The organism is Halomonas sp. Y3, assembly GCF_024137965.1.
In the GTDB taxonomy this organism is placed as follows: domain Bacteria; phylum Pseudomonadota; class Gammaproteobacteria; order Pseudomonadales; family Halomonadaceae; genus Halomonas; species Halomonas mongoliensis.
In genome coordinates this window covers 1,106,844-1,129,467 of record NZ_CP099975.1, presented here as the reverse complement: position 1 = coordinate 1,129,467, position 22,624 = coordinate 1,106,844, and the positions used below count along the sequence as shown (strand labels likewise).

Annotated in this window: 22 protein-coding genes; 14 read left to right on the top strand and 8 right to left on the bottom strand. The window is 69.3% G+C overall.

Translation table 11 applies throughout. From position 1 onward, the window contains the following. Positions 1–4 precede the first annotated feature (4 nt). A complete protein-coding gene (locus NHL60_RS05405; RefSeq protein WP_253449877.1) occupies positions 5–1,459 on the bottom strand; it encodes a hypothetical protein in 1,455 nt (484 codons plus the stop codon). An 81-nt stretch (positions 1,460–1,540) separates the two neighbouring features. Continuing rightward, positions 1,541–2,755: a nickel/cobalt transporter gene (locus tag NHL60_RS05400; RefSeq protein ID WP_253449874.1), complete on the bottom strand. Its 1,215-nt coding sequence runs from the start codon at positions 2,753–2,755 to the stop codon at positions 1,541–1,543. Positions 2,756–2,847: 92 nt separating this feature from the next. On the opposite strand from NHL60_RS05400, the gene folE2 reads away from it, so the two are divergent. The 5 genes from folE2 (at position 2,848) to NHL60_RS05375 (ending at position 9,027) form a co-directional block, all read left to right on the top strand. Next, entirely contained in the window at positions 2,848–3,744 is an 897-nt protein-coding gene (folE2, locus tag NHL60_RS05395; protein ID WP_253449871.1) for a GTP cyclohydrolase FolE2, read from the top strand. Beyond that, on the top strand, positions 3,744–4,157 hold the full coding sequence (hisI, locus tag NHL60_RS05390; protein ID WP_253449868.1) for a phosphoribosyl-AMP cyclohydrolase: 414 nt from the start codon (positions 3,744–3,746) through the stop codon (positions 4,155–4,157). The genes folE2 and hisI overlap by 1 nt, the downstream gene beginning before the upstream one ends. A 25-nt stretch (positions 4,158–4,182) precedes the next feature. Beyond that, a complete protein-coding gene (cysS, locus tag NHL60_RS05385) occupies positions 4,183–5,577 on the top strand; it encodes a cysteine--tRNA ligase (protein ID WP_253449865.1) in 1,395 nt (464 codons plus the stop codon). Positions 5,578–5,641: 64 nt separating this feature from the next. Continuing rightward, complete coding sequence (thrS, locus tag NHL60_RS05380) at positions 5,642–7,663, top strand: threonine--tRNA ligase (RefSeq protein WP_253449862.1); 2,022 nt, start codon at positions 5,642–5,644, stop codon at positions 7,661–7,663. Continuing rightward, a complete protein-coding gene (locus NHL60_RS05375; protein ID WP_253449859.1) occupies positions 7,660–9,027 on the top strand; it encodes a dihydroorotase in 1,368 nt (455 codons plus the stop codon). The genes thrS and NHL60_RS05375 overlap by 4 nt, the downstream gene beginning before the upstream one ends. Before the next feature lie 83 nt (positions 9,028–9,110). On the opposite strand, the gene NHL60_RS05370 is transcribed toward NHL60_RS05375, so the two are convergent. After that, entirely contained in the window at positions 9,111–9,458 is a 348-nt protein-coding gene (locus NHL60_RS05370; RefSeq protein WP_253449857.1) for a hypothetical protein, read from the bottom strand. 32 nt (positions 9,459–9,490) lie between these two features. Further along, entirely contained in the window at positions 9,491–9,862 is a 372-nt protein-coding gene (locus NHL60_RS05365; protein ID WP_253449854.1) for a helix-turn-helix transcriptional regulator, read from the bottom strand. Positions 9,863–10,082: 220 nt separating this feature from the next. Between NHL60_RS05365 and luxS the strand changes: the two genes are divergently transcribed. The 5 genes from luxS to NHL60_RS05340 all read left to right on the top strand — a co-directional run bounded on the left by luxS (position 10,083) and on the right by NHL60_RS05340 (position 13,728). Next, positions 10,083–10,607 carry an S-ribosylhomocysteine lyase gene (gene luxS / locus NHL60_RS05360; RefSeq protein ID WP_253449851.1) on the top strand — a complete coding sequence of 175 codons (525 nt, stop codon included), beginning with the start codon at positions 10,083–10,085 and terminating at the stop codon, positions 10,605–10,607. 142 nt (positions 10,608–10,749) lie between these two features. Next, positions 10,750–11,655, top strand: a complete 906-nt coding sequence (locus NHL60_RS05355) for a zinc ABC transporter substrate-binding protein (RefSeq protein WP_253449848.1) — start codon at positions 10,750–10,752, stop codon at positions 11,653–11,655. Beyond that, on the top strand, positions 11,646–12,371 hold the full coding sequence (locus NHL60_RS05350) for a metal ABC transporter ATP-binding protein (protein ID WP_253449845.1): 726 nt from the start codon (positions 11,646–11,648) through the stop codon (positions 12,369–12,371). Before NHL60_RS05355 ends, NHL60_RS05350 begins: the two co-directional genes overlap by 10 nt. After that, on the top strand, positions 12,368–13,201 hold the full coding sequence (locus NHL60_RS05345; RefSeq protein WP_253449842.1) for a metal ABC transporter permease: 834 nt from the start codon (positions 12,368–12,370) through the stop codon (positions 13,199–13,201). The genes NHL60_RS05350 and NHL60_RS05345 overlap by 4 nt, the downstream gene beginning before the upstream one ends. A 248-nt stretch (positions 13,202–13,449) precedes the next feature. Then, entirely contained in the window at positions 13,450–13,728 is a 279-nt protein-coding gene (locus NHL60_RS05340; protein ID WP_253449839.1) for a TIGR03643 family protein, read from the top strand. Here NHL60_RS05340 and NHL60_RS05335 read toward each other — a convergent pair. Together NHL60_RS05335 and crcB are read right to left on the bottom strand one after the other, a co-directional pair. Beyond that, on the bottom strand, positions 13,725–14,129 hold the full coding sequence (locus NHL60_RS05335; protein ID WP_253449836.1) for a CrcB family protein: 405 nt from the start codon (positions 14,127–14,129) through the stop codon (positions 13,725–13,727). The two genes, NHL60_RS05340 and NHL60_RS05335, sit on opposite strands and share 4 nt — an antisense overlap. Beyond that, a complete protein-coding gene (gene crcB, locus NHL60_RS05330; RefSeq protein ID WP_253449834.1) occupies positions 14,126–14,524 on the bottom strand; it encodes a fluoride efflux transporter CrcB in 399 nt (132 codons plus the stop codon). The genes NHL60_RS05335 and crcB overlap by 4 nt, the downstream gene beginning before the upstream one ends. A gap of 199 nt (positions 14,525–14,723) precedes the next feature. On the opposite strand from crcB, the gene NHL60_RS05325 reads away from it, so the two are divergent. From NHL60_RS05325 to NHL60_RS05310, 4 genes are all read left to right on the top strand, one after another. Further along, positions 14,724–16,415: an ExeM/NucH family extracellular endonuclease gene (locus tag NHL60_RS05325; RefSeq protein ID WP_253449832.1), complete on the top strand. Its 1,692-nt coding sequence runs from the start codon at positions 14,724–14,726 to the stop codon at positions 16,413–16,415. A gap of 293 nt (positions 16,416–16,708) precedes the next feature. Then, on the top strand, positions 16,709–18,058 hold the full coding sequence (mgtE, locus tag NHL60_RS05320; RefSeq protein ID WP_253449830.1) for a magnesium transporter: 1,350 nt from the start codon (positions 16,709–16,711) through the stop codon (positions 18,056–18,058). A 7-nt stretch (positions 18,059–18,065) separates the two neighbouring features. Then, positions 18,066–19,421: a magnesium transporter gene (gene mgtE, locus NHL60_RS05315; RefSeq protein ID WP_253449828.1), complete on the top strand. Its 1,356-nt coding sequence runs from the start codon at positions 18,066–18,068 to the stop codon at positions 19,419–19,421. Between the two features lie 26 nt (positions 19,422–19,447). Beyond that, positions 19,448–20,146 (top strand): MgtC/SapB family protein, encoded by a 699-nt coding sequence (locus NHL60_RS05310; protein WP_253449826.1) that lies wholly within the window; start codon positions 19,448–19,450, stop codon positions 20,144–20,146. 45 nt (positions 20,147–20,191) lie between these two features. Here the strand turns inward: NHL60_RS05310 and NHL60_RS05305 are convergent, their stop codons facing one another. Both NHL60_RS05305 and NHL60_RS05300 read right to left on the bottom strand, forming a co-directional pair. Continuing rightward, positions 20,192–21,184, bottom strand: a complete 993-nt coding sequence (locus NHL60_RS05305) for an OmpA family protein (RefSeq protein ID WP_253449824.1) — start codon at positions 21,182–21,184, stop codon at positions 20,192–20,194. A gap of 94 nt (positions 21,185–21,278) precedes the next feature. Continuing rightward, entirely contained in the window at positions 21,279–22,616 is a 1,338-nt protein-coding gene (locus NHL60_RS05300) for an RNA-guided endonuclease TnpB family protein (RefSeq protein ID WP_253449821.1), read from the bottom strand. Positions 22,617–22,624 lie beyond the last annotated feature (8 nt).

The window sequence follows — 22,624 nt, the reverse complement described above, 5'->3', positions numbered from 1 at the left end:
CTCCTTAGAAGCGGTGGGCGCCGTGAGCGCCAAGTGCCACATTGACCTGGAACATCAGCTCCAGCCCGCGATCGCGCTCCCCGCCGGCGGCCGCGAAGTCGTTCTGACTCAGCTGGGCGCGCAGGAACACCGGCTCCACCGGGCGGAAGGTCACCTGGGCGCTGTGCCGATAAGAGGTGCTCAGGGACTCGACCTCGGTGGGGTGAAAGTCGACCACCTTGTTGGTCAGGCCCAGCGCCTCGGTGCGCAGGCCCGCCTGCCAGCGAGGCGCTACCCCGTAGACCGCCTCGAGGTACATGCCGTCCTGGCGCTCGCGGTGGCTCTCCCGCTTCTCCCAGCTGCCGTGCTCGACGTGCTCGTCGAGATTGCGCCAGACGTGGAAATATTCGCTGGTCACACGCCAGTCGCCCTGGCCATAGGCGCGGCCGGCGTCGTAGCGGTAGGCCAGGTCCAGGCCGGCAAACCAGGCATCGCCCTCCAGGGCATGGGCGTGATGCCCATGGTCTTCCACGCGTGAGACCTGACGGTTATAGCCGGTGGAGGCCCCCAGCTGCAGGGCATGGTCCGGGCCGAGGTCGGGACCCGTCTTGACGAAGGCCGTAAACAGGCGCGGTGCGCTCTGCTGCGAGTAAGGCGCGCCGCCGTGTCCATGGCCGTGGTCGTGGTCGTGGTCGTGGTCGTGCCCGCTTCCATGGTCATGGCCGTGGTCGTGCCCGCCTCCATGGTCGTGGCCGTGGTCGTGCCCGCCTCCATGATCATGGCCGTGGTCGTGGCCGTTTCCATGATCGTGGCCGTGGTCGTGCCCGCCTCCATGATCGTGGTCGTGGCCATTGCCGTGGCCGCCGCCCGCGGCCATAAAGCGGTTGAAGCTGCCGTTATCGCCCTGCAGCACCTCTACGCCGAAGCGCGTGAAGGTGCGCGTCGGCGCCACCCAGCTGGCCTGCAGCCCTGTCTCCTGCAGGCCGTGATCGCCGAACAGGAAGCGGTTGACCAGCGGCCGGTCGGCAAAGTCCCAGTCGTGGGGATGTCGGCTGTTCATGTAGCCCACGTCGGAGAGGAACTTACCGCCCTTGAGCTGGAAGCCGGCCGGCAGCGCCCGCGTGACCAGATAGGCCTCCTCGACCTCGATATGGTCCTCGTCGAAGCCGATCAGCAGGGTGCCGTCCAGCAGGTCGCCGAGGCGCGACTCGATCACCAGCTCGGAGTGCCCGAGATTGAAACCATCGCTCAGGCTGTGGTCGTGATCGTGCCCGTGGTCATGACCGTGGTCGTGGTCCGAGAAGCCTGCCGGCGTCTGGTTGCCGCTGGAGACTTCGTTGAAATAGAAGCCCTCCAGAATCAGCGAGACATCGATGTCCCAGTCGCGCTCTCCGCCGCTCTCTGCCATTGCCAGCGTCGGCATGATCAGCGCGGCCGTGGTCAGGCCGGCGAGGGTTCCCTTTACGTTCTTCTTGATCACTTGCTTGCTTCCTCTGGTTATATATACGTTATATCATAACAATATAAGCCATCTAGGCGTCAACGCGGCGTCCCGGCACCTTCAGGAGAGCAGCGGCAGTCCGCCCGTCGGCGCGCTGCCGACCTGCCAGGCCAGCGAGGCGCCGAGCCACAGAATCGCCAGGCCGCCTCCCATGGCCAGCCAGCCGCTTAGCCGCCCCAGGCGCGCCGCGCCACCGCCGCCGGCGAAGCGGCCGTAGTGGCGCATGACCCAGTCCCGGGCCAGCACGCTGGCCAGCGCCAGGGCCGAGACCGTCATCGCCGTGCCCAGCGCCATCACCATGACCGCCGCGGCCCCCAGGGCCGCATGGCCCAAGAGGCTGGCCGCCCCCATCATCAGCACCGCGCCGGTGCAGGGGCGCAGGCCGATCACCACCACCGTGGCCAGCGCCGTGCGCCAGTTGCCGACCTCCTCCGGGGCGATATGGTGGCGCGACCCGCAGCCACAACCATCGTGCTGATGGCCGTGAGCGTGCCCATGGGCGTGGCCGTGATCATGCGTAGCGTGGCCGTGATCATGCGTATGGCTATGTTCATGGCTGTGGTCATGGGCGTGGCTGTGGTCATGGGCATGGGCATGGCGGCGAGCGTGCGCATGGCCGTGAGCCCCCTGGTGGTCGTGATCATGGTGGTGAGCGTGGCGGTGGGCGTGGCGGTGATCCTGCTGGCCGTGATCGCCGCTGGCCTTCGTGCGCCGCAGCAGCCGCCAGGCCCTCAGGCAGAGCCAGGCCCCCAGCAGCGCCACCATCAGAAAGCTCGCCAGCTCCAGGCTCGCCACGCTGCCCACGGCCCGGCGCGTCAGCCAGCCCAGGCCCTGCACCAGCACCAGCACCATGGCGATGGCCATCATGCCCTGCAGCAGGGCAGCGCTGAACGAGAGCCCCAGGGCGCGCTTGAGGCCACCCCCCTGGGAGACCAGGTAGGTGGAGAGCACCGCCTTGCCGTGGCCGGGACCGGCGGCATGGAAGACCCCATAGCCGAAGCTCAGCGCCAGCAGCCAGCCGGCGGTGGCCCAGCTGGGCGTCTCGGACCAGCCGCTCACCGCCAGGGTGAGCGCCCGGTGAAGCTCGCGCTGCCAGGCCAGGATCTGCAGGCTCAGGCCGCGCATCACGCCCAGCTGCATCAGCAGCGCGGCCACGATGACCAGCAGCGCCAGACCGCCCAGCCGCCATCGGTGGCGGGTCAGGAAACCTCTCAGCCGGTGGAAACCGCCGGCCGGATCGGCAGACGAAGGAAGCGAGCTGGCGTGACGCGACATGGTGTACCTCGGGTAGGCCTTTGACTGGTGATCGGTCGATGCAAAATGTTATGTTATAACATTTACAGCCGCAATCACCGAATGAGCCCTTCATGAACAAGCAACCTCTGGAAGATATCGCGGCCTCGCCCTCCACCCGCCTCGGCACCCTGAGCTGGGTGGGCATGGAGGGCATCGCCCTGCCGCTCAAGGTGGCCGGCCAGGCCATCGCCGGCCGCGCCTCGGCGGGCGTCAGCCTCGATGATCCCACCGCCCGCGGCATCCATATGTCGCGCCTCTACCTGGCGCTGGCCGAGTTGGAAGATCAGGAGCTTTCGCTGCCCCGGGTGGCCGCGGTGCTCGACGCCTTTCTGGAGAGCCACGAGGGGCTCGCCAAGCGCGCCTTTCTCGACCTGGAGGGGGAAGCGCTGCTGCGCCGCCCGGCGCTGATCAGCCCCCTGTCGGGCTGGAAGACCTACCCCTTTACCCTGCGCTGCCGCCGTGATGCCCAGGGCCTGCACGCCATCCTCGAGCTGAGCGTGGGCTACTCCTCCACCTGCCCCTGCTCGGCGGCCCTGGCCCGCCAGCTGATCCAGCAGGCCTTCGACGAGGACTTTACCGAGATGCCGGTGACCCGCGAGTCGGTCAGGGCCTGGCTGGGCAGCGACCAGGGCGTGCTGGCCACGCCCCACAGCCAGCGCAGCCAGGCGCACCTGGCCGTGCGCCTCGACGCCGGCCAGGCGGCGCTGCCGCTGCTGGCGCTGGTCGACCGCGTGGAGCAGGCGCTGGGCACCGCCCTGCAGACCGCCGTGAAGCGCGTGGACGAGCAGGCCTTCGCCCTGGCCAACGGCCAGAACCTGATGTTCTGCGAGGATGCCGCCCGGCGCCTGCACCACGCCCTGCGCGACCAGCCCGGCCTCGAGGGCTTCTCCCTGCGCGTGGTGCACGCCGAGAGCCTGCACGCCCACGACGCCGTGGCGCGCAGCCAGTGGAACTGGCAGGAGACGTGATGAGTATCTGGCTGCAGCTGGAGCAGGCCGAGCGCGGCGAGCGCCATGCGCTGGCCGAAGTGGTGGCCGCCATTCCCTGGAACGCCGACGGCCTGATCACCGCCATCGCCCAGCAGCACGACAGCGGCGAGGTGCTGATGCTGGCCTGGATGAACCGCGAGGCGCTGCTGGAGACACTGACCACCGGGCGCGTCTGCTACTGGTCGCGTTCGCGGCAGACCCTGTGGCGCAAGGGCGAGAGCTCCGGGCACCGCCAGCGACTGGTCGAGGCACGGCTGGACTGCGACGGCGATGCGGTGCTGCTGCGGGTCGACCAGCAGGGGCCCGCCTGCCACACCGGCCGCCCCAACTGCTTCTACAACGCCATTCGCGACGACGCGGTGGAGGTCATCACCGCGCCGCCGAGCCGGTAACGCCAACGCCACCCATGGGAGCACGATGCAACTCTTCAACACCCTGACTCGCCGCCGCGAGACGCTGCGCACCGAACGGCCGGACCGCGTGACCCTCTACGTCTGCGGCCCCACGGTCTACAACTACGCCCATATCGGCAACGCCCGCCCGGCGGTGGTCTTCGACCTGCTGGCGCGGGTGCTGCGCCAGGACTATTCACAGGTGGTCTATGCGCGCAACTTCACCGACGTGGACGACAAGATCAACGCCGCGGCGGCCGACGCCGGGGTGCCGATCCACACCATCACCGAACGCTATATCGACGCCTACCACGAGGACATGCGGGCGCTGGGCGTGCTGCCGCCGGACCTCGAGCCCAGGGTCACCGAGCACATGCCCGAGATCATCGCGCTGATCGAGACCCTGATCGAGCGCGGCCACGCCTACGAGGCCGAGGGGCACGTGCTCTTCCAGGTCGGCTCCTTCGCCGAGTACGGCCAGCTCTCCGGGCGCCGCCCCGAGGAGATGCTGGCCGGGGCCCGGGTGGAGGTGGCGCCCTACAAGCGCGACCCGCTGGACTTCGTGCTGTGGAAGCCCTCCGCGCCCGAGCAGCCGGGCTGGGAGAGCCCCTGGGGGCGCGGACGCCCCGGCTGGCACGTGGAGTGCACCGCCATGATCGGCGAGCACCTGGGCCACACCATCGACATCCACGGCGGCGGCCAGGACCTGATCTTTCCCCACCACGAGAACGAGATCGCCCAGGGCACCTGCGCCCACGGCGCCCGCTACTGCCATACCTGGGTGCACAACAGCTTCGTCACCGTGGACGGCCAGAAGATGTCGAAGTCGCTGGGCAACGTGCTGCTGGTGCGCGACCTGCTCGACCAGGCCCCTGGGGAGGCGGTGCGCCTGGCCCTGCTCGCCACCCACTACCGCCGCCCCCTGGACTGGAACAGCGAGCGCCTGATGCGCGCCCGCCGCACCCTGATCGACCACTATCGGGCGCTTTCCGAGGTGGAGGGGCTCGAGGCGGACCCCGCGACGCCGCCGGATGCCGAGCTTACGGCGGCGCTGCGCCGGGACCTCAACGTTGCCGAGGCGCTGACCCGCCTGCAGCGGCTGGTGGATGACCTGAAGGCCGCCGCCGACGACGCCGGGCGCGCCCGCGCCAAGGGTGCCGTGCTGGCCTCGGCCAGGCTACTGGGCCTGCTGCAACAGCCCCCCGCCGAGGCCCTGGCGGCGCTGTCGCCCCGGCGCTCCGACCTGCCGGTGGCGCGCATCGAGGCGCTGGTCGCCGAACGCGAAAGCGCACGACGGCAGCGCGACTTCGCCCGCGCCGACGCCCTGCGCGACGCCCTGGCCGAGCTGGGTGCCGAGGTGCGCGACACGCCCGAAGGTCCCCGCTGGGCGCCGCTGACCCTCGCCACCGGCAGCGCCTGATCTCTATTTCCTGCGCCCTATCTCCTGCGCCCCATCTCCCCGAGAACCCCATGAGAACGACGCCATGACCGAGACGCCCTCCCCCGCCGCCGGCGACACCCTCACCATCACCCTGCCGGACGAGCGCGAGCTGACGCTGGCGTCCCCCACCAGCGTGGCGGAGATCGCCGCCGCCATCGGCCCCGGCCTGGCCCGCCAGGCGCTGGCCGGCCGCGTGGACGGCGAGCTGGTGGACGCCTGCGACCCCATCACCCGGGACGCCCGGGTGCAGGTGATCACGCCAGACGACCCCGAAGGGCTGGCGATCATCCGCCACTCCTGCGCCCACCTGGTGGGCCACGCCGTCAAGCAGCTCTACCCCGATGCCGAGATGGTGATCGGCCCGGTCATCGACGACGGCTTCTACTACGATATCGCCTTCGAGCGCCCCTTCACGCCGGAGGATCAGGCGGCCATCGAGGCGCGCATGAAGGCGCTGATCGCCCAGGAGTACGACGTCATCAAGCGGCGGGTGCCCCGGGAAGAGGCCCTGCGGATCTTCCGCGAGCGCGGCGAGAGCTACAAGCGGCGGCTGATCGAGGAGATGACCGACGAAGCCACCCTGGGGCTCTACTTTCACCAGGAGTACGTGGACATGTGCCGCGGCCCCCACGTGCCCAACACCCGCTTTCTCAAGCACTTCCGGCTGACCAAGCTCTCCGGCGCCTACTGGCGGGGCGATGCCCGCAACGCCCAGCTGCAGCGTCTCTACGGCACCGCCTGGGCCGACCGCAAGGCCCTCAAGGCCTACCTCAAGCGCCTGGAGGAGGCGGAGAAGCGCGACCACCGCCGCCTGGGCCGCCAGCTGGGGCTCTTTCACTTCCAGGAGGAGGCCCCCGGCGCGGTGTTCTGGCACCCCGGCGGCTGGACCGTGCTGCAGACCCTGATCGCCTACATGCGCCGCCGCCAGGCCGCCGGCGGCTACGTGGAGGTGAACACGCCGGACATCATGGACCGCGGCCTCTGGGAGACCTCGGGCCACTGGCAGAACTATCAGGAGCACATGTACACCACCCAGACGGAGGATGGTCGCTCCCTGGCCCTCAAGCCGATGAACTGCCCCGGCAGCGTGCTGCTCTACCGCCACGGCCTGAAGAGCTACCGCGACCTGCCCATCCGCATGGGCGAGTTCGGCAAGGTCCACCGCTACGAGCCCTCCGGCGCCCTGCACGGCCTGCTGCGGGTGCGCCACTTCACCCAGGACGACGCCCATATCTACTGCACGCCGGAGCAGATGAACGCGGAGTGCCGCCGGGTGGTGGCGCTGGTGCTCGATATCTACCGGGAGTTCGGCTTCGAGGAGGTGCGCCTCAAGCTCTCCACCCGGCCGGAGAATCGCATGGGCAGCGAGGCCGTCTGGGACCGCCTGGAGGGGGCCTTGACCGACGCCCTGGAGACGATGGCGCTGGCCTACGAGCTCAACCCCGGCGAGGGCGCCTTCTACGGGCCCAAGCTGGAGTTCGTGCTGCGCGACGCCATCGGCCGCGACTGGCAGTGCGGCACCCTGCAGGTGGACATGAACCTGCCCGAGCGCTTCGGGCTCGACTACGTGGACGAACAGGGCCAGCGCCAGCGCCCCGTGCTGCTGCACCGCGCGCTGTTCGGCTCCCTGGAGCGCTTCCTCGGCATCCTGATCGAGCATCACGCCGGCAAGCTGCCCGCCTGGCTGGCGCCGCAGCAGGCGGTGGTGATGTCGATCACCGAGGCCCAGGCGGGCTACGCCGAGGCGCTTTGCGAGGCGCTGTGCGGCGCCGGGCTGCGCGCCGAGGCCGACGTGCGCAACGAGAAGATCGGCTACAAGATCCGCGAGCAGACCCTGCAGCGGACGCCCTTCCTGCTGATCGTCGGCGGCCGGGAGGCGGCCGAGGGCCGCGTGACCCTGCGCCACCGGGACGGCAGCGATCTCGGCACCCTGGACGTGGAGGAGGCCATCGCCCGGCTCCAGGCCGAGTGCCAGGCCCCCGACCGGGGGGCTCGGCGCCGCGACCAGGCGGCTCGCCTGGCGCGCCTGCGCGCTTCGGCAAGCGCCGCGGAGGCTTCCGCATGAGCTCGACCGACGACCTCGACGCGCGCCTGGCCCATCGCCACGCCGACCTGCTGGTGCTCGACGGAGAGGTGGTCACGCCCTCCGGCATCCAGCGTCTGGACCTCGCCTGCCTCGGCGGGCGCATCGTGGCCCTGGGCGAGCTGCGCGGCCACTGGTCCGCCGAGAGCACTCTGGAAGCCGCCGGCCTGCACGTGCTGCCCGGCGTGATCGATACCCAGGTGCACTTCCGCGAACCGGGCCTGACCCACAAGGAGACCCTGGAAGCGGGCACCCGCGGCGCCGTGCTGGGCGGCGTCACCGGCGTCTTCGAGATGCCCAACACCGCTCCCCTGACCCTGACCCCGGAAGACCTCGCGGCCAAGTTCGACCGCGCCCGCGGCCGCGCCTGGTGCGACCACGCCTTCTACATGGGCGGGTCGGCGGTCAACGCCGAACGCCTCGCCGAACTGGAGCGGCTGCCGGGCTGTGCCGGCGTCAAGGTGTTCATGGGCAGCTCCTTCGGCGACCTGCTGGCCGACGACGACACCGTGCTGCGGCGCATCCTGAGCCACGGCCGGCGCCGCCTGGCGGTGCACGCCGAGGACGAGGCGCGGCTGCGCGAGCGCCGCGCCCTGGTGGAGGCCAGCGGCGACGTCTGCGACCACCCCCGCTGGCGGGATCCGCAGAGCGCGCTGATGGCCACCCGGCGCATCGTGGAGATGGCCGCCGAGAGCGGCCGCCGACTTCACGTGCTGCATGTCTCCACCGCCGACGAGATGGCCTATCTGGCCCGCCACAAGCGCCGCGTCAGCGTCGAGGTAACGCCCCACCACCTGACGCTGTGCGCCCCGGCGTGCTATCAGCGCCTGGGCAGCCTCGCCCAGATGAACCCGCCGGTGCGCGACGAGGCCCACCGCCGGAGGCTGTGGCAGGCGATTCGCGACGGCGTGGTGGATATGATCGGCAGCGACCACGCCCCCCACACCCGCGAGGAGAAGGCCAGGCCCTACCCGGACTCTCCCAGCGGCATGACCGGCGTGCAGACCCTGGTGCCCGTCATGCTCGACCACGTGCATCAGGGCCGGCTCAGCCTGCAGCGGCTGGTGGACCTGACCAGCGCCGGGCCGGCCCGGGTGTTCGGCATCGAGGGCAAGGGGCGCATCGCGCCGGGCTTCGACGCCGACCTCACCCTGGTGGACCTGGCCGCCCGGCGCACCATCACCAACGACTGGATCGCCAGCGTCAGTGGCTGGACGCCCTACCATGGCCAGGCGGTGACCGGCTGGCCGATCGCCACCGTGGTACGCGGCCAGGCAGTGGTCCGCGACGAGGCGCTGGTCGGACGCCCTCAGGGAGCGCCCATGGCCTTTCTGGAGATCCCTTGACGCAACACCCCCCGGCGCAAGCGCCGGGGGGTGTCGGGAGGTGACGGGCCTGACGGCTCACCGGGGCGAGCCGTCAGCGGCGATCAGCGCACGACGTCGATCGGCCCGTGATCGTCGCAGTGGTCGCCGTGCGGATGGTGCAGGTGGCCGTCCACCAGATAGTCGATGTGATCGCCGTGCGGTACCGGCTCGTGGCCGCATCCCGGGCCGTGCACGTGGTCGGGGTCATGGCCCTGGCACTGATGGTGCGGCGTGCAGGCATCGGGGTTCTTGTCGGACACCTCGATGACGTGCTCATCCACGTGGTCATCGTGGGGGTGATGCAGATGGCCATCGTGGAGATAGTCGACGTGGCCGTTGTGCACGATGCGGGTATGGCCGCAGTCCGGGCCGTGCTCATGGGGATGATCGTGATGAATCTTGCAGCTCATGGTGACCTCCTGGGGTAGTCACTTCTCGGGGGCTAGACGTCGCTCGGGTGGGCCTGACCCGAACCCGCGGACGTCAGCTCGTCAGCATGCGCCAAGGCGTTCTCGATAAGCTCGACAACATGCTGGTCCGCCAGGCGATAGAAAAGGTGCTTGGCATCGCGACGCCTGACCACCAGCCTGGCATTCAACAGGGTTTGAAGTCTGGCGGACACGGTGGAGAGCTTCTGGCCCTCCGCCACCAGGTCGCCGACGCAGCGTTCGCCCTCTCGAAGCTGGTACAGCAGCGCCAGCCTGGCGGGGTCGCCCAGCGCCTTGAAGAGCCCCGCCGTGCGGGCCAGGCGCTGCTCGTCGGGCACCGAGCGGGGCGGGGCCGAGCGATGGTCGTGGGCGTCACAGGTGTCCATGCTGTCTCTCCATTCCCTGCGTTTTTTCCATTCCCTGCGTTTTCTCCATTCCTTGCGCTGCCTTCATTCCAAAACTCCATGTAATGACGTTACGATAGTCCAGCGCCGGCCCTTCGTCAAACGTCCGGCGCTGGCGAACAGGCGGCGCGGCGAGATACCATGCAGGCACCGGGCGCGGCCCGTGCCGCCGCGCCCTTCCCCCTGACCTGCAGGAGTCGACATGCCGCTTCTCGACAGCTTTACCGTAGACCACACCATCATGAATGCCCCGGCGGTGCGCGTTGCCAAGACCATGCGCTCCCCCTCCGGCGACGTCATCACCGTCTTCGACCTGCGCTTCAACAAGCCCAACGAGGACATGATGGGCGAAAAGGGCATCCATACCCTGGAGCATCTGTTTGCCGGCTTCATGCGCCAGCATCTGAACGGCGACAGCGTCGAGATCATCGACATCTCGCCCATGGGCTGCCGCACCGGCTTCTACATGAGCCTGCTGGGCAGCCCGAGCGAGCAGAGCGTCGCCGACGCCTGGCTGGCCGCCATGCGCGACGTGCTGGAGGTCAAGCGCATGGAGGACATTCCGGAGCTCAACGAGCACCAGTGCGGCACCTATCAGATGCACTCCCTGGAAGAGGCCCAGGCGATCGCCCGCGGCATCATCGAGCGAGGCGTGGGCGTCAATCGCAACGACGACCTGGCCCTCAGCCCCGACAGGCTCAAGTCCCTGGGCAACGACGTCGGTTAATCCGGCCGTCCGCCTTGACTCGCCGAGCCGCAGCGCACGCCGTCGCGCGCTGCGGCAACCTGCCGCCCTCCCGCCGCAATGTCGTTATGTTATAACGTAATTACTCATGTAATTACCCACGACATCAGGGACGGGCTCCGCCATGCGCCACCATTTCCAACGCGCCTCGATGCTTCGACGGCGCAGCCTGGGCGGCCTGCTGCTGGCCGCTTGCCTGCTGGCACTCGCCGTGCCGGCCGCCGCCGCACCCCATACGCTGTTCGTCAGCATCCTGCCCCAGAAGTCCATGGTCGAGGCCGTGGCCGGCGACCTGGCCCGTGTCGAGGTGCTGGTACCACCGGGCCAGAGCCCGGCCACCTTCGAACCCGGCCCCCGCCAGATGACTCGGCTGAACGACGCGCTGGCCTACTTCTCCATCGGCGTGCCCTTCGAGGACACCTGGCTGCCGCGCCTGAAGCAGGCGCACCCGCAGGTCACCTTCGTAGATACCCGTGAGGGGATCGAGCTGCTGCCGATCGCCCAGCACCTGCACGCCGTACCCGACGGCATGACGCTGAACCCGGAGCGCCTGGATCGGCATATCTGGGTCAGCCCGCGCCGCATGATCGAACAGACCCGTAGCGTGCGCGACGCCCTGACTCGGCTGCTGCCGGAACATGCCGAGCAGTTTCGGGCCGGAGCGGCGCGCCATGTCGCAGCGCTGGAGGCGCTGGACCGCGACATGGCCGAGACGCTGAGCGGCGTCGAAGGTCGCGCCTTCATGGTCTTTCATCCGGCCTGGGGCTACCTGGCCCGGGACTACGGGCTGCGTCAGATTCCCATCGAGGTGGACGGCCGCGAGCCCGGCCCCAGGGCGCTGCAGGCCACCATCGAGACGGCCCTCGCCGAGGAGGTACGCGTCATCTTCGTGCAGCGCCAGTTCAACCAGGAGGTGGCGCGAGCGGTCGCCGATGCGGTGGGCGCGGAAGTCGTCGCCATCGACCCCCTGGCCGAGGACGTGCTGGACAACATGCGCCATATTGCCGAGGAGCTGGCAAGGTGGCTCTAACCCCGCCGCTGCTGCGCCTGGAGCGGGTCGCCTTCGGCTATGCCGACGGCACGCCGATACTCAGCGACGTCAGCTACTGCCTGGACGCCCCGCGCCTGGTGGCGATCAGCGGCCCCAACGGCGGCGGCAAGAGCACCCTGCTGCGCCTGATCGCCGGCCTGCTGACACCCTCCCGCGGCAACATCGAGCTGCTGGGCGGCACGGTGTCACAGCAGCGCCACCGGCTCGGCTACGTGGCCCAGCACCCCACCCTGCAGGCGGACACGCCGCTCAGCGTGCGCGACATCGTCGCCCAGGGCCGCCTCGATGCGCGCTGGTGGCGCCGCCTGGGAAGGAACGACCACGCCCGCATCGATGAGGCGCTCGCCGCCCTGCAGATCACCGAGCTGCAGGGGCGCACGCCGCGCTCGCTCTCCGGCGGCCAGCGTCAGCGCATGCTGATTGCCCGGGCCCTGGCGGCGAATCCCGACATGCTGCTGCTCGACGAGCCCTGCGCCCACCTGGACCGAGCCGGCGGCGACGCCCTGATGGCCACCCTGGCGGCGCTGGCGCAGCGGCTGCCGATTCTCATGGTCACCCACGACCTCGAGCAGGCCTGGCCCCATCTGGGCGAACTGCTCCACGTGGAGCGCTGCCTGTCGCGACGCTCCTTGACGCTACCCGACATTCACCCGACCGCTCATCCGACTGCGCACCGGGAGGCCGGCCACCGATGACCTTCCTGCAAGCCCTCTGGCACTACCCCTTCCTGCAGATCGTGATGCTGGCCGGCCTGGCGAGCGCCGTGGCCAGCGGCGTGGTCGGCCCGCTGGTGGTCTCACGGCGCCTCGCTTTCATGGCCGGCGGCATTGCCCATAGCGTGCTGGGCGGCCTGGGCATCGCCCACTGGCTGGGCGCCCCGCCGCTGCTCGGCGCCCTGCTGGCGGCCGTGGCCTCGGCGCTGCTGATCGCCTTTGCCAGCCTGCGCATCCGGGAGAACGAGGACATGCTGATCGGCGCCCTCTGGGCGGTGGGCATGGCCGTCGGCATCATCGCCCTGGCCCAGGCCCCCGGCTACAGCGTCAATCTGATGAGCTACCTGCTGGGCAGCCTGCTGATGGCCACCCGCGACCAGGTCATGCTGATGCTGGGCCTCAACGCGCTCATGCTGGGGCTGCTGTGGCTGAGCTATCGACCGCTGGCGGCCACCCTGTTCGACCCGGAATTCGCCGCCCTGCGAGGCGTGCCCACCGGCCTGCTCTACGCCTGCTTTCTGATCGTGGTGGCGCTGGCGGTCGTGGTGCTGGTCCACACCGTGGGGCTGGTGATGGTCATGGCGCTGGTCACCCTGCCGGCCGCCACCGCCCGGCTGGGTACGGCCCGCCTGCCCGGCATGATGCTTGCCGCCTGCGGTGCGGCCCTGCTGGCGGTGAGCGTGGGGCTGGCAACCGCCTATGCCGGCGACCTGCCGGCCGGCGCCACCATCGTGCTCTGCGCCGCCCTGCTCTACCTGGCGGGCCTGCTGATCCGGCACCTGATGGAACGGCGCAGGCGCCTGAGCGCCTGACCCTGCCACCGCCCCTGGGCAACACCGAGCTGTTCGGCGGGGTCGACAACCTCTTCAACGCCAGCATCGATGACCAGCTGGGCAGCGAGCCGGGGCGCCGCGCCTTTGTCGGGGTGCGCCAGTTCTTTTGAGTGCCGGCGGCCCGGTACCGCCTCCGAGACGCCATCCGCCGGGGAGCCTTTGCTCCCCGGCGCTGTCTCAGCCTCCGCCAGCCCCCTTTCCATACGCCGACCGCACAAGGAGTCCCCATGCGCCGCTCTGCTCTCGAGCGCTACCGCCGGCTGCCTGCCGACGAGCGCTCGCGCCTGATCGAGATGGCCTGGGAGGATCGCACTCCCTTCGAGGCGATCGAGACGCAGTTCGGCCTGAGCGAGGCCGATACCGTGGCGATCATGCGCCGCGCGCTGAAGCCGGCCGCCTTCCGACGCTGGCGTCAGCGCGTTACCGGACGTGCCACCAAGCACCGGGCGCTGCGCCCGGCCGGAGTGGAGCGGGCCCACTGCCCCACCCAGTACAAGCCGCGCTAGCGCGCCATTCGATGAGCCACCCGCTGCCCGTGCCAGGCGGCGGCGAACCAGAGCGGCAGGCTTATGGACACGTAGGCCGCGGCCAGCCAGGGGCGGCCGAGGGTGAGCAGGTGCAGGGTCTCGAGGCTGAACAGCGAGAAGGTGGTAAAGCCGCCGCAGAAGCCGGCCACCAGAAAGGGCTGCCAGCGCGCCACGCGGCCGTGGGCGTAGCGTCCGCCCAGGGTGGCCAGCCAGGCGATCAGCCAGGAGCCGACGACATTGACCGCCAGGGTTCCCCAGGGGAAGAGCGAGCCGAAAAGCGTCAGAGAGCTCAGCGAGACCAGATAGCGCAGCAGGCTACCCAGAGCGCTGCCGAGCCCCACCGCCGCGTAGGGCACCAGAGCAGAGTAGCGCCGACTCATGCGCCACCTCCCGCCAGCCACCAGCCGAGCGCCGCCATGGCCAGGCCCGCCAGGCAGGTGGCCAGCACGTTGGCCACGGCGCGGCGCGGATGGCCGCTCTGCCAGAGGGTCAGGGTCTGCAGGCTGAAGGAGGAGACGGTGGTGTAGCCGCCCAGCAGCCCCACCACCAGCGCCAGCCAGGCCGAGGAGAGATCCAGGGTGGTGGGAATCCCCAGCCGTGCGGCCCACCAGCCCGCCACCAGGGCGCCGCTCAGATTGACCGCCAGGGTGCCCCAGGGAAAGCGCGTCCCCAGCCAGTGGCTGAAGAGGTTGGTGACCGCCAGGCGGCCCATGCCGCCCAGGGCTCCGCCCACGGCCACCAGCAGCAGATTGAAGACTCCCAGGCTCTCTTGCACCTTGGCTCCCGGCGTATTTTCGGGTTCATGAGGCAGCGCCGGCGCATGCCGGCAAACGCGGCCCCATGATACGCAGACTGCCCAGTGCTACTCCAGCAGCCACCCGACAGCACAGCGCCCTGCCGGTGTCGACCGGCGTGCCCATGGCGCCGCGGCGAGGCATACTCTTCTCCCCTCAACACCCTGCTGGCGTTATCTCATGCCCAAGTCCCCCGCCCTGACCGCCCTCTTCTCCGGCCTGCTGGCCCTGATGCTTTCGGCCGCGCCGGCGGCGGCCAGCTGCCCCGAGACCTCCAGCGCCGACCTGGCCACCATCAAGGGGATAGGCGACACCCAGGCCCTGCCCGAGGGCGAGTCGGTGGTGGCCGAGGGCGTGGTGACCGGCGCCTTCCTGGGCCGCGACCGCCTCAACGGTTTCTACCTGCAGCAGGCCACCGAGCAGGGCCCGGTGGGGCTCTTCGTCTACATGCCCGGGGCCACCGAGCGTGACGCCGAACGCCTCGTGCCGGGCAAGCACGTCCAGCTCCACGCCCGCACCGGCGAATACCGCGGGCAGATTCAGCTGCAGCGGGTCGAGCGCGTCGAGATCTGCGCCCGCGACCAACTGCCGGAGCCCGAGGCGCTGGCCTGGCCCCTGGACGAGGAGGCGCTCTCCCGGCTGGAGGGGCGGCTGGTCGCCTTCCCTGAGCCCCTCACCGTTACCGGCAACTACGAGCTGGGGCGCTATGGCTCCCTGAGGCTCGCCAATGAGCGGCTCTTCCGCCCTACCAATGCGCCGGACCATGACCAGGAGCGCGCCGTCTTGATGCTCGACGACGGCAGCTACCGTGCCTTCCCGAGCCCCATTCCCTACCTGAACGACGACGGCACCCGACGCGTCGGCAGCCGGGTCGCGGGGCTGACCGGGGTGCTGACCCACGCCTTCGACGCCTGGCGCCTGCACCCCACCGAGACACCGCGCTTCTTGGATGCCAACCCGCGCCCGGCGCCGCTGGACGAGCCGGGAGAGCGGCTGCGGGTGGCGGCCTTCAACGTCGAGAACTACTTCACCACCCTGGGCCAGCGCGGCGCGGCCAACGCCGAGGAGCTGGAGCGCCAGCGGGCCAAGCTCGCCGCCGCGGTGGCGGGGCTGAGTGCCGATATCCTGGCACTGGTGGAGGTTCAGAACACTCCGGGGGCGCTGGCCGACCTGGTCGAGCAGCTGAGCCTGCGCACCGGCGTGAGCTACCGGGCGGTGGGCGGCAGCGCCGACCGCGGCTCCGATGCCATCAAGCTCGCCCTCATCTATCGGCCGGACCGGGTAGAGGCCATCAGCGAGCTCCATGCCGACAATGACCCGGTGCACCATCGCCCGCCGCTGGCGGCCTTCTTCCGCGGCCAGGAGGGCGGAGAGCCCTTCGGCGTGGTGACCGCCCACTTCAAGTCCAAGACCGGCTGCCCCGCCCGGGGCGATATCGACCGCGGCCAGGGCTGCTGGAACGAGCGCCGGGTGGCCCAGGCGCAAGCCATGGCGGCCTTCCTCGAGCGGCTCGCCACCAAGGGAAGCGAGAAGCTGCTGCTGGTCGGCGACCTCAACGCCTATGGCGCCGAGGACCCGATCCGCACCCTGACCGATACCGGCCTGGTCGACCTGATCGCCCGGGAGCTGCCGCCGGAGCAGCGCTACACCTACGTCTTCCGCGGCGAATCGGGCTACCTGGACCACGCCCTGGCGAGCCCCGAACTGGCCGCGGCCGTGGCGGCGGTGCACCCCTGGCCCATCAACGCCGACGAGCCCCCCTTCCTCGGCTACGACGGCCCGGAGAGCGCCGCAGGGCTCATCCGGCCCGACGCCTTCCGCTCCTCGGACCATGACCCGGTGGCGGTGGATCTCTTCCCAGAGGCGCCGTGAATGCTGGGCGGGTCGATCGACAAGCGCGCAGGCACTCACCGACGATGCCGTCGCGCCAGGGCTCTCCATGAAACTTTACCTGGGTCAAGTCGCCCGCTAATATGCGCCCTGCTGCTGCATGGCAGCGAAACCCCTTTGAGGAATCAATGGAACCTCCGAGTCGCCACTACACGACCGATAATCTGATCGAACGCGCCGCGTCGAACGTCGTGGTGCGCCGGAGCCTGCCCCTGCCTATCCGCTAGGCCGTGGCTCCTGCGCGCCCACAGCGACGCGCGCCAAGGAGCCATACCATGAGCTATGCCGTTCTCGCTGCCTCCCTGCGCAGCGCCCTTCAGCGTCAGGACACCGACGCCATCCGCCACCTGGTCGCCGAGATGCAGCTCGCCGACCTGGCCGAGTTCATCCAGCACGAGCAGGAGGACACCACCGTCTCCCTGCTGGACTACCTGCCCATGGAGCAGCGGGCCAGCGCCTTCGGCTACCTGGAGGAGGAGACCCAGAGTGCGCTTGCCGCCGAGATGGAGGACGCCACCCTCGCCGAGCTGATGCACTTCATGAATGCCGACGAGCGTGCCGACCTCTTCAACATGCTCGATGAAGGCCGCCAGCAGGGCCTGCTGCGCCGCCTGGCCCACGCCGAGCGCGAGGACATCCGCAAGCTGGCCAGCTACGAGGAAGGCACCGCCGGGGCCCTGATGACCTCCGAGTACGTGGCCGTGCCCGCCGAGGCGGACGTGGCGACGGCGCTGGAGAAGGTGCGCCGCACCGGCCCCAACGCCGAGACCATCTACCAGATCTACTGCGTGGACGACGAGGGCCGCCTGCAGGGCACCCTGTCGCTGCGCGAGATGATCCTGGCCAACCCCAAGGACACCCTGGCGAGCCTGATGACCGAGGAGCTGGTGGTGGCCAAGGTGGAGACCCCTCAGGAAGAGGTGGCCAAGCTGATCTCGCGCTATGACCTGATGGCCCTGCCGGTGACCAACGGCGGCGACCGCCTGGTGGGCATCGTGACCTATGACGACGCCATGGACGTGGCCGAGGAGGAGGCCACCGAGGACATGCACAAGGGTGTCTCGGTGGGCAAGATCGAGGGCAGCCTGCGCAACGCCAGCCTGTTCGATCTCTACCGCAAGCGCATCGTCTGGCTGGTGCTGCTGGTCTTCGCCAACATCTTCTCCGGCGCCGGCATCGCCTACTTCGAGGAGACCATCGAGGCCTATATCGCCCTGGTCTTCTTCCTGCCCCTGCTGGTGGACAGCGGCGGCAACGCCGGCTCCCAGGCGGCGACCCTGATGGTACGCGGCATGGCCACCGGCGACGTGCGAACCCGAGACTGGGCCAAGCTGCTGGGCCGCGAGGTAGCGGTCGCCATCGGCCTCGGCCTGACCATGGCGCTGGCCGTTTCCGTGGTGGGGATCTTCCGCGCCGGCACCGAGATCGCCATGGTGGTGGCCATGAGCATGGTGCTGATCGTGATCATGGGCAGCCTGATCGGCATGCTGCTGCCCTTCCTGCTGCAGCGCCTGCGCTTCGACCCGGCCACCGCCTCCGCCCCGCTGGTGACCTCCATCGCCGACGGCGTGGGCGTGCTGATCTACTTCGCCATCGCTACCGCGGTGCTGGGCCTGCCGGGCTGAGGCCGTCATGACAGCGCACAAGGCAAGCCCTCAGGAGCGGCTCCAGCAGGCCATGCGGGCCAGCGATGCCGAGGCCATTCGCGCCTGCGTGAGCCAGCTGCATCCCGTCGACCTGGCCGAGATCTGCCGCGACGAGATGCCCTATGCCGCCCTGGCGCTGCTGAGCTTTCTCGGCGCCGCGGCCCGGGCGGCCACCTTTACCGAGCTGCCGCCGGAGCGCCAGCGACGCCTCGCCGAGCTGATGACCGAGGAGGAGCTCGGCGACCTGCTGGAGAGCCTCGCACCGGGCGCCCGGGCCGATCTCTTCAGGCAGGTCGAGGCGGGGCGTCGCCAGGGCCTGCTGCGCTACCTGACGGCGGAAGAGCAGCGCGAGCTCGAGCGCCTGGCGAGCTACCCGGAGGGCACCGCAGGCGCGCTGATGACGCCTCAGTGCGTCGCGGTGCCCGAGACCGCCACCGTTCAGGAGGTGCTGGAGGTGCTGCAGCAGCACTCCGATGAGGCCGAGACCATCTACCAGGTCTATGCCCTCGACGAGTCGGGGCAGCTGGTCGGCACCATCTCCCTGCGCAAGCTGATCCTCGCCAGGCCAAGCGCCCCCCTCGCCGGCTACCTGACCCGCGACGTCCTGACGTTGGAGGTCGCCGCGCCCCAGGAAGGCGTGGCGGAGATGATCTCGCGCTACGACCTGCTGGCCCTGCCGGTGGTGGAGGCAGACGGGCGCCTGGTGGGTATCGTCACCTACGACGACGCCATGACCGTGGCCGAGGAGGAGGCCACCGAGGACATGCACAAGGGCATGTCCATCGCCAGGCTGGAGGGCTCGGTGCGCACGGCCAGGCCCTTCGAGCTCTACCGCAAGCGGGTGGGCTGGCTGGTGCTGCTGGTGTTCGCCAACATCTTCGCCGGCGCCGGTATCGCCCACTTCGAGGCCACCATCGAGGCCTATATCGCCCTGGTCTTCTTCCTGCCCCTGCTGGTGGACAGCAGCGGCAACGCCGGCGCCCAGGCCGCCACCCTGATGGTCCGCGGCATGGCCACCGGTGAGGTGCGCCGAAGCGACTGGGCCCGACTGCTGGGCCGCGAGGTCGCCGTGGCCCTGGCGCTGGGCCTCACCATGGCGCTCTGCATCCTGGGGATCGGCACCCTGCGCGCCGGGCCCGAGATCGCCAGCGTGGTGGCCATCAGCATGGTGCTGGTGGTGCTGATGGGCAGCCTCATCGGCATGCTGCTGCCGCTCGGGCTCGAGCGGCTGGGCCTGGACCCCGCCACCGCCTCGGCCCCGCTGGTGACCTCCCTCGCCGACATCGTCGGCGTGGTGCTCTATTTTGCCCTGGCCACGGCCATGCTGGGTCTGCCGGCCTGAGGGCCGGCCGAACAGGAGAGTTCGAGATGACACTGATGATGCAGCTTCAGCTGATGCTACCGCTGGCCCTGGCCGCCGTGCTGGGCGCCCTGGTGGGCATAGAGCGCCAGTGGCGCCAGCGCATGGCGGGCCTGCGCACCAACGCCCTGGTCTCGCTGGGGGCAGCCAGCTTCACCCTGATGTCGATGATGGTGGCCGACGAGATCAGCCCCACCCGCATGGCGGCTCAGGTGGTCTCGGGCATCGGCTTTCTGGGCGCCGGGGTGATCATGAAGGAGGGCGCCAACATTCGCGGCCTCAATACCGCCGCCACCCTCTGGTGCTCCGCCGCCATCGGCGTGCTGGCCGGCGCCGACTTCTATGCCGCCGCCATCATGGTCACGCTGTGCATTCTCGGCGTGAATATCCTGCTGCGGCCGCTGTCGGTGCTGATCAACCGCCAGCCGCTGGAGGCAAGCCCGGACGAGGTGGACTGGACCTATGAGATCAGCGTGACCTGCCGGGAGAGCGAAGAGGCGCATATCCGCGCCCTGATGCTGCAGGGCCTGCTCGGCGACGCCATGCAGCTGCAGCGCCTGGAGAGCGAGAACCTGGAGGAGCGCCAGGCGGTGGTGGTCAGCGCCCGGCTTATGTCCAGCGGCCGCAACGACTCCCTGGTGGAGAAGGTGGTGGGCCGGCTCAGCCTGGAGCCCTCGGTATGGGCCGCGGGGTGGGATGTCTCGTGAGGTTGCCAGCCGGGGCCCGAGGCCATCACGGCAGGGCCGGTTGGCTCACAGCTCCACCAGCTCGACCCGCCGATTCTGCTCGCGGCCTTCCTCGTCACGGTTGGTGGCCACCGGCGCCATCATGCCCGCACCGGCGGCCTGCAGGCGCTCGCCGTCCAGGTCGTGGCGTTCCTCGAGCCAGTCGGATACCGCCTGGGCACGCTCCATGGAGAGGTTGAGGTTGTACTCGAAATCGCCCACGTTGTCGGTGTGACCGACGATCAGCAGCTCCAGGTCGCGATTCTCATCCAGCACCTCGGCGATGGTGGCCAGGGCATCGGCGGATTCGTCGATGATCTCGGCGCTGTCGAACTCGAAGAGGGTATCGCGCACCGCGACTCTGCCTTCCGCAACGATGCCCTCCTCTATCTCGGCAGCACTCAGCTCTTCAGCGTCGTGCGCGGCCACTATCTCATCACGCTCCTGCGGCAGCTCTCCTGGCTCAGGGGCCACGACACCCAAAGTGGGGGCTTCCTCGGGCTTCTCCACCACGTCAACGCGCAGCACGGGCTCGCCCCCATCGCGCCGATTCTCGTGGATATAGGCATTCACGAAGACCTCTTCCTCGGCATGGCGAGCGGCCAGGAAGTGCCTGTCACTTTCACTGCTCGACCAGCCATAATCGTGCACGCTGGTCCCGCTGGGCCGGCTGCGGTCGAAGGTATCGAAGCGATGAAAGCGGCGACCGAGCTCGTCGCGGCCGCTGCCGGCAAACTCGATCTCGAAGCCGGCGTCCTCCAGCCCCTGGCGGTAGGCGCGCTTGACCTGCAGTGGGCTCACCTCCGGTCTACGCAGCAGGTAGAGCAGCTGGGTATGCTCGCCTTCCAGCGCCCGCGCCTCCGGATACTCGCCGTCTTCACGAGGCCCGAAGGTCAGCTCGACACGCTCGAACTCGGCGAACTCATAGGAGAGCAGCTCGCTCCCCTCGATCCTCGGTACCAGACGATGATCCCCCCACTCGTCGGGCTCAGCATGAGCAAGGGCGGGAGCACCGGCCATCGCCAGAAGCGCCAGTCCTGATATCGTGCTGCGACTCAACAACATGGTAAATCCTTGGATTCTTGTGGGTTCAGCTCGTGAACACTCCCACGCATCATGCGACGCATCGATGCGGGGCTTCAGGCTCTCGCCGCCAAAGCGTTGAGAGCGTGACCGGTGTTCTCGGTTTGCCAGGGGAGCTTCTGCCCGCTGACAACTGCCCATCCTTGCGGTGGGTCAGCTTGTATTTCCAAGCCCAATAGCGGGCACCGATGTTGTAGCTGGCGTTGAGGTCGGCGTTGTACTGCTTGCCACTCGGGAAGGTGGCTAGTTCGTATTGCACCTTGTCCCGCTTGACGCGGCCCGAGCCGTCGAACGCCCAGGAAGAAGTGCCCCGGGCATAGACGTAGACAACCCGACCACCGGCCTCGGCCATCTTCTGCTCGATCAGCGTGGCCAGCCGGCGATGCAGCCACTGATGGAAGCGCTGGCGCAGCCCCGACCGCTTTCTGCCCGCCCTGGGTCGCCAGCCTTTCAAGTCCTCCAGCACGATCACATTGGCGCCCTGTGCCAGCGCGAAGTCGACCAGTCGACGGGAGGTCTGCTGGGCGATGTCCTTGTTGATGTGCTGGGCCTTGCGATACCACGTCCGCCCGAACCCTTTCGAGAGCTTGGCGGTCTTGCGCGCCTTGCGGCGAATCAGCGTGGCGCGCTTGTCACGACGGTCTATGTCCGCGGCGGGGTGGAAGAATCCACGCGCCGCGACAGTGCCGTCCGGTGTCACGATGCTGGCCGTGGCCAGCGTATTGATCCCCACGTCCACGGCGCAGACGCGCTGTTGATCGGGGAGACTGCCTGGCGTGATTTCTACTGGCACCGCCAGGTGGCAGTGCCGGTTGAGCACCAGGGTGGGCGACTTCACCGTGCCAAGACGATGGCGCTGACGCACCGCCTTGATCGCCACGTCATGCCACAACCACTCCTTGCCATCCCACAGCTTCAGGCTGGCGGTGGTGAACTCAGCGTCGAACTTGACCAGCTGCCCGCGATACATCACCGGATAGCAGCCGGCGACGGGGTTGAAGTGCGGCGACTTGGCCTGTTTCCGCTGGCGATCTCCCGCCTGCCAGGCCCGATAGCGGGTCAGGTAGCTCGATACCTGACCCTTGACGAACTCGATGGCGGCTCGGCGCAGGTAGGACGGGAACTTGTAGAAACGCTTGGCGAAGTAGTGGTGGCGAGGCGAGGGGTTCTTCTTGATCGGGTGCATCAGCCGCTCGACGGCAGCGGCAACGCTCGGGGCCTGCTGCAGCGATGGCCAGTTGGCCAGGATCACCACCGACAACGCACGGCAGAACTGACGGTACTCCGCCAGCGTCAAGCGCATCAGATGTCGCTGCTGCGTCGTGGCGTGTAGTGGCCACTTGTCCGTGCGAATCATGGTGCGAGTCATGGAGAAAG

What these genes read in the sequence shown, in the direction of transcription:
- NHL60_RS05400 (WP_253449874.1), bottom strand. Translation starts at nt 2,755, where the DNA reads ATGTCGCGTCACGCCAGCTCGCTTCCTTCGTCTGCCGATCCGGCCGGC.
- folE2 (WP_253449871.1), top strand. Translation starts at nt 2,848, where the DNA reads ATGAACAAGCAACCTCTGGAAGATATCGCGGCCTCGCCCTCCACCCGC.
- hisI (WP_253449868.1), top strand. Translation starts at nt 3,744, where the DNA reads ATGAGTATCTGGCTGCAGCTGGAGCAGGCCGAGCGCGGCGAGCGCCAT.
- cysS (WP_253449865.1), top strand. Translation starts at nt 4,183, where the DNA reads ATGCAACTCTTCAACACCCTGACTCGCCGCCGCGAGACGCTGCGCACC.
- thrS (WP_253449862.1), top strand. Translation starts at nt 5,642, where the DNA reads ATGACCGAGACGCCCTCCCCCGCCGCCGGCGACACCCTCACCATCACC.
- NHL60_RS05375 (WP_253449859.1), top strand. Translation starts at nt 7,660, where the DNA reads ATGAGCTCGACCGACGACCTCGACGCGCGCCTGGCCCATCGCCACGCC.
- NHL60_RS05370 (WP_253449857.1), bottom strand. Translation starts at nt 9,458, where the DNA reads ATGAGCTGCAAGATTCATCACGATCATCCCCATGAGCACGGCCCGGAC.
- NHL60_RS05365 (WP_253449854.1), bottom strand. Translation starts at nt 9,862, where the DNA reads ATGGACACCTGTGACGCCCACGACCATCGCTCGGCCCCGCCCCGCTCG.
- luxS (WP_253449851.1), top strand. Translation starts at nt 10,083, where the DNA reads ATGCCGCTTCTCGACAGCTTTACCGTAGACCACACCATCATGAATGCC.
- NHL60_RS05355 (WP_253449848.1), top strand. Translation starts at nt 10,750, where the DNA reads ATGCGCCACCATTTCCAACGCGCCTCGATGCTTCGACGGCGCAGCCTG.
- NHL60_RS05345 (WP_253449842.1), top strand. Translation starts at nt 12,368, where the DNA reads ATGACCTTCCTGCAAGCCCTCTGGCACTACCCCTTCCTGCAGATCGTG.
- NHL60_RS05340 (WP_253449839.1), top strand. Translation starts at nt 13,450, where the DNA reads ATGCGCCGCTCTGCTCTCGAGCGCTACCGCCGGCTGCCTGCCGACGAG.
- NHL60_RS05335 (WP_253449836.1), bottom strand. Translation starts at nt 14,129, where the DNA reads ATGAGTCGGCGCTACTCTGCTCTGGTGCCCTACGCGGCGGTGGGGCTC.
- NHL60_RS05325 (WP_253449832.1), top strand. Translation starts at nt 14,724, where the DNA reads ATGCCCAAGTCCCCCGCCCTGACCGCCCTCTTCTCCGGCCTGCTGGCC.
- mgtE (WP_253449830.1), top strand. Translation starts at nt 16,709, where the DNA reads ATGAGCTATGCCGTTCTCGCTGCCTCCCTGCGCAGCGCCCTTCAGCGT.
- mgtE (WP_253449828.1), top strand. Translation starts at nt 18,066, where the DNA reads ATGACAGCGCACAAGGCAAGCCCTCAGGAGCGGCTCCAGCAGGCCATG.
- NHL60_RS05310 (WP_253449826.1), top strand. Translation starts at nt 19,448, where the DNA reads ATGACACTGATGATGCAGCTTCAGCTGATGCTACCGCTGGCCCTGGCC.
- NHL60_RS05305 (WP_253449824.1), bottom strand. Translation starts at nt 21,184, where the DNA reads ATGGCCGGTGCTCCCGCCCTTGCTCATGCTGAGCCCGACGAGTGGGGG.
- NHL60_RS05300 (WP_253449821.1), bottom strand. Translation starts at nt 22,616, where the DNA reads ATGACTCGCACCATGATTCGCACGGACAAGTGGCCACTACACGCCACG.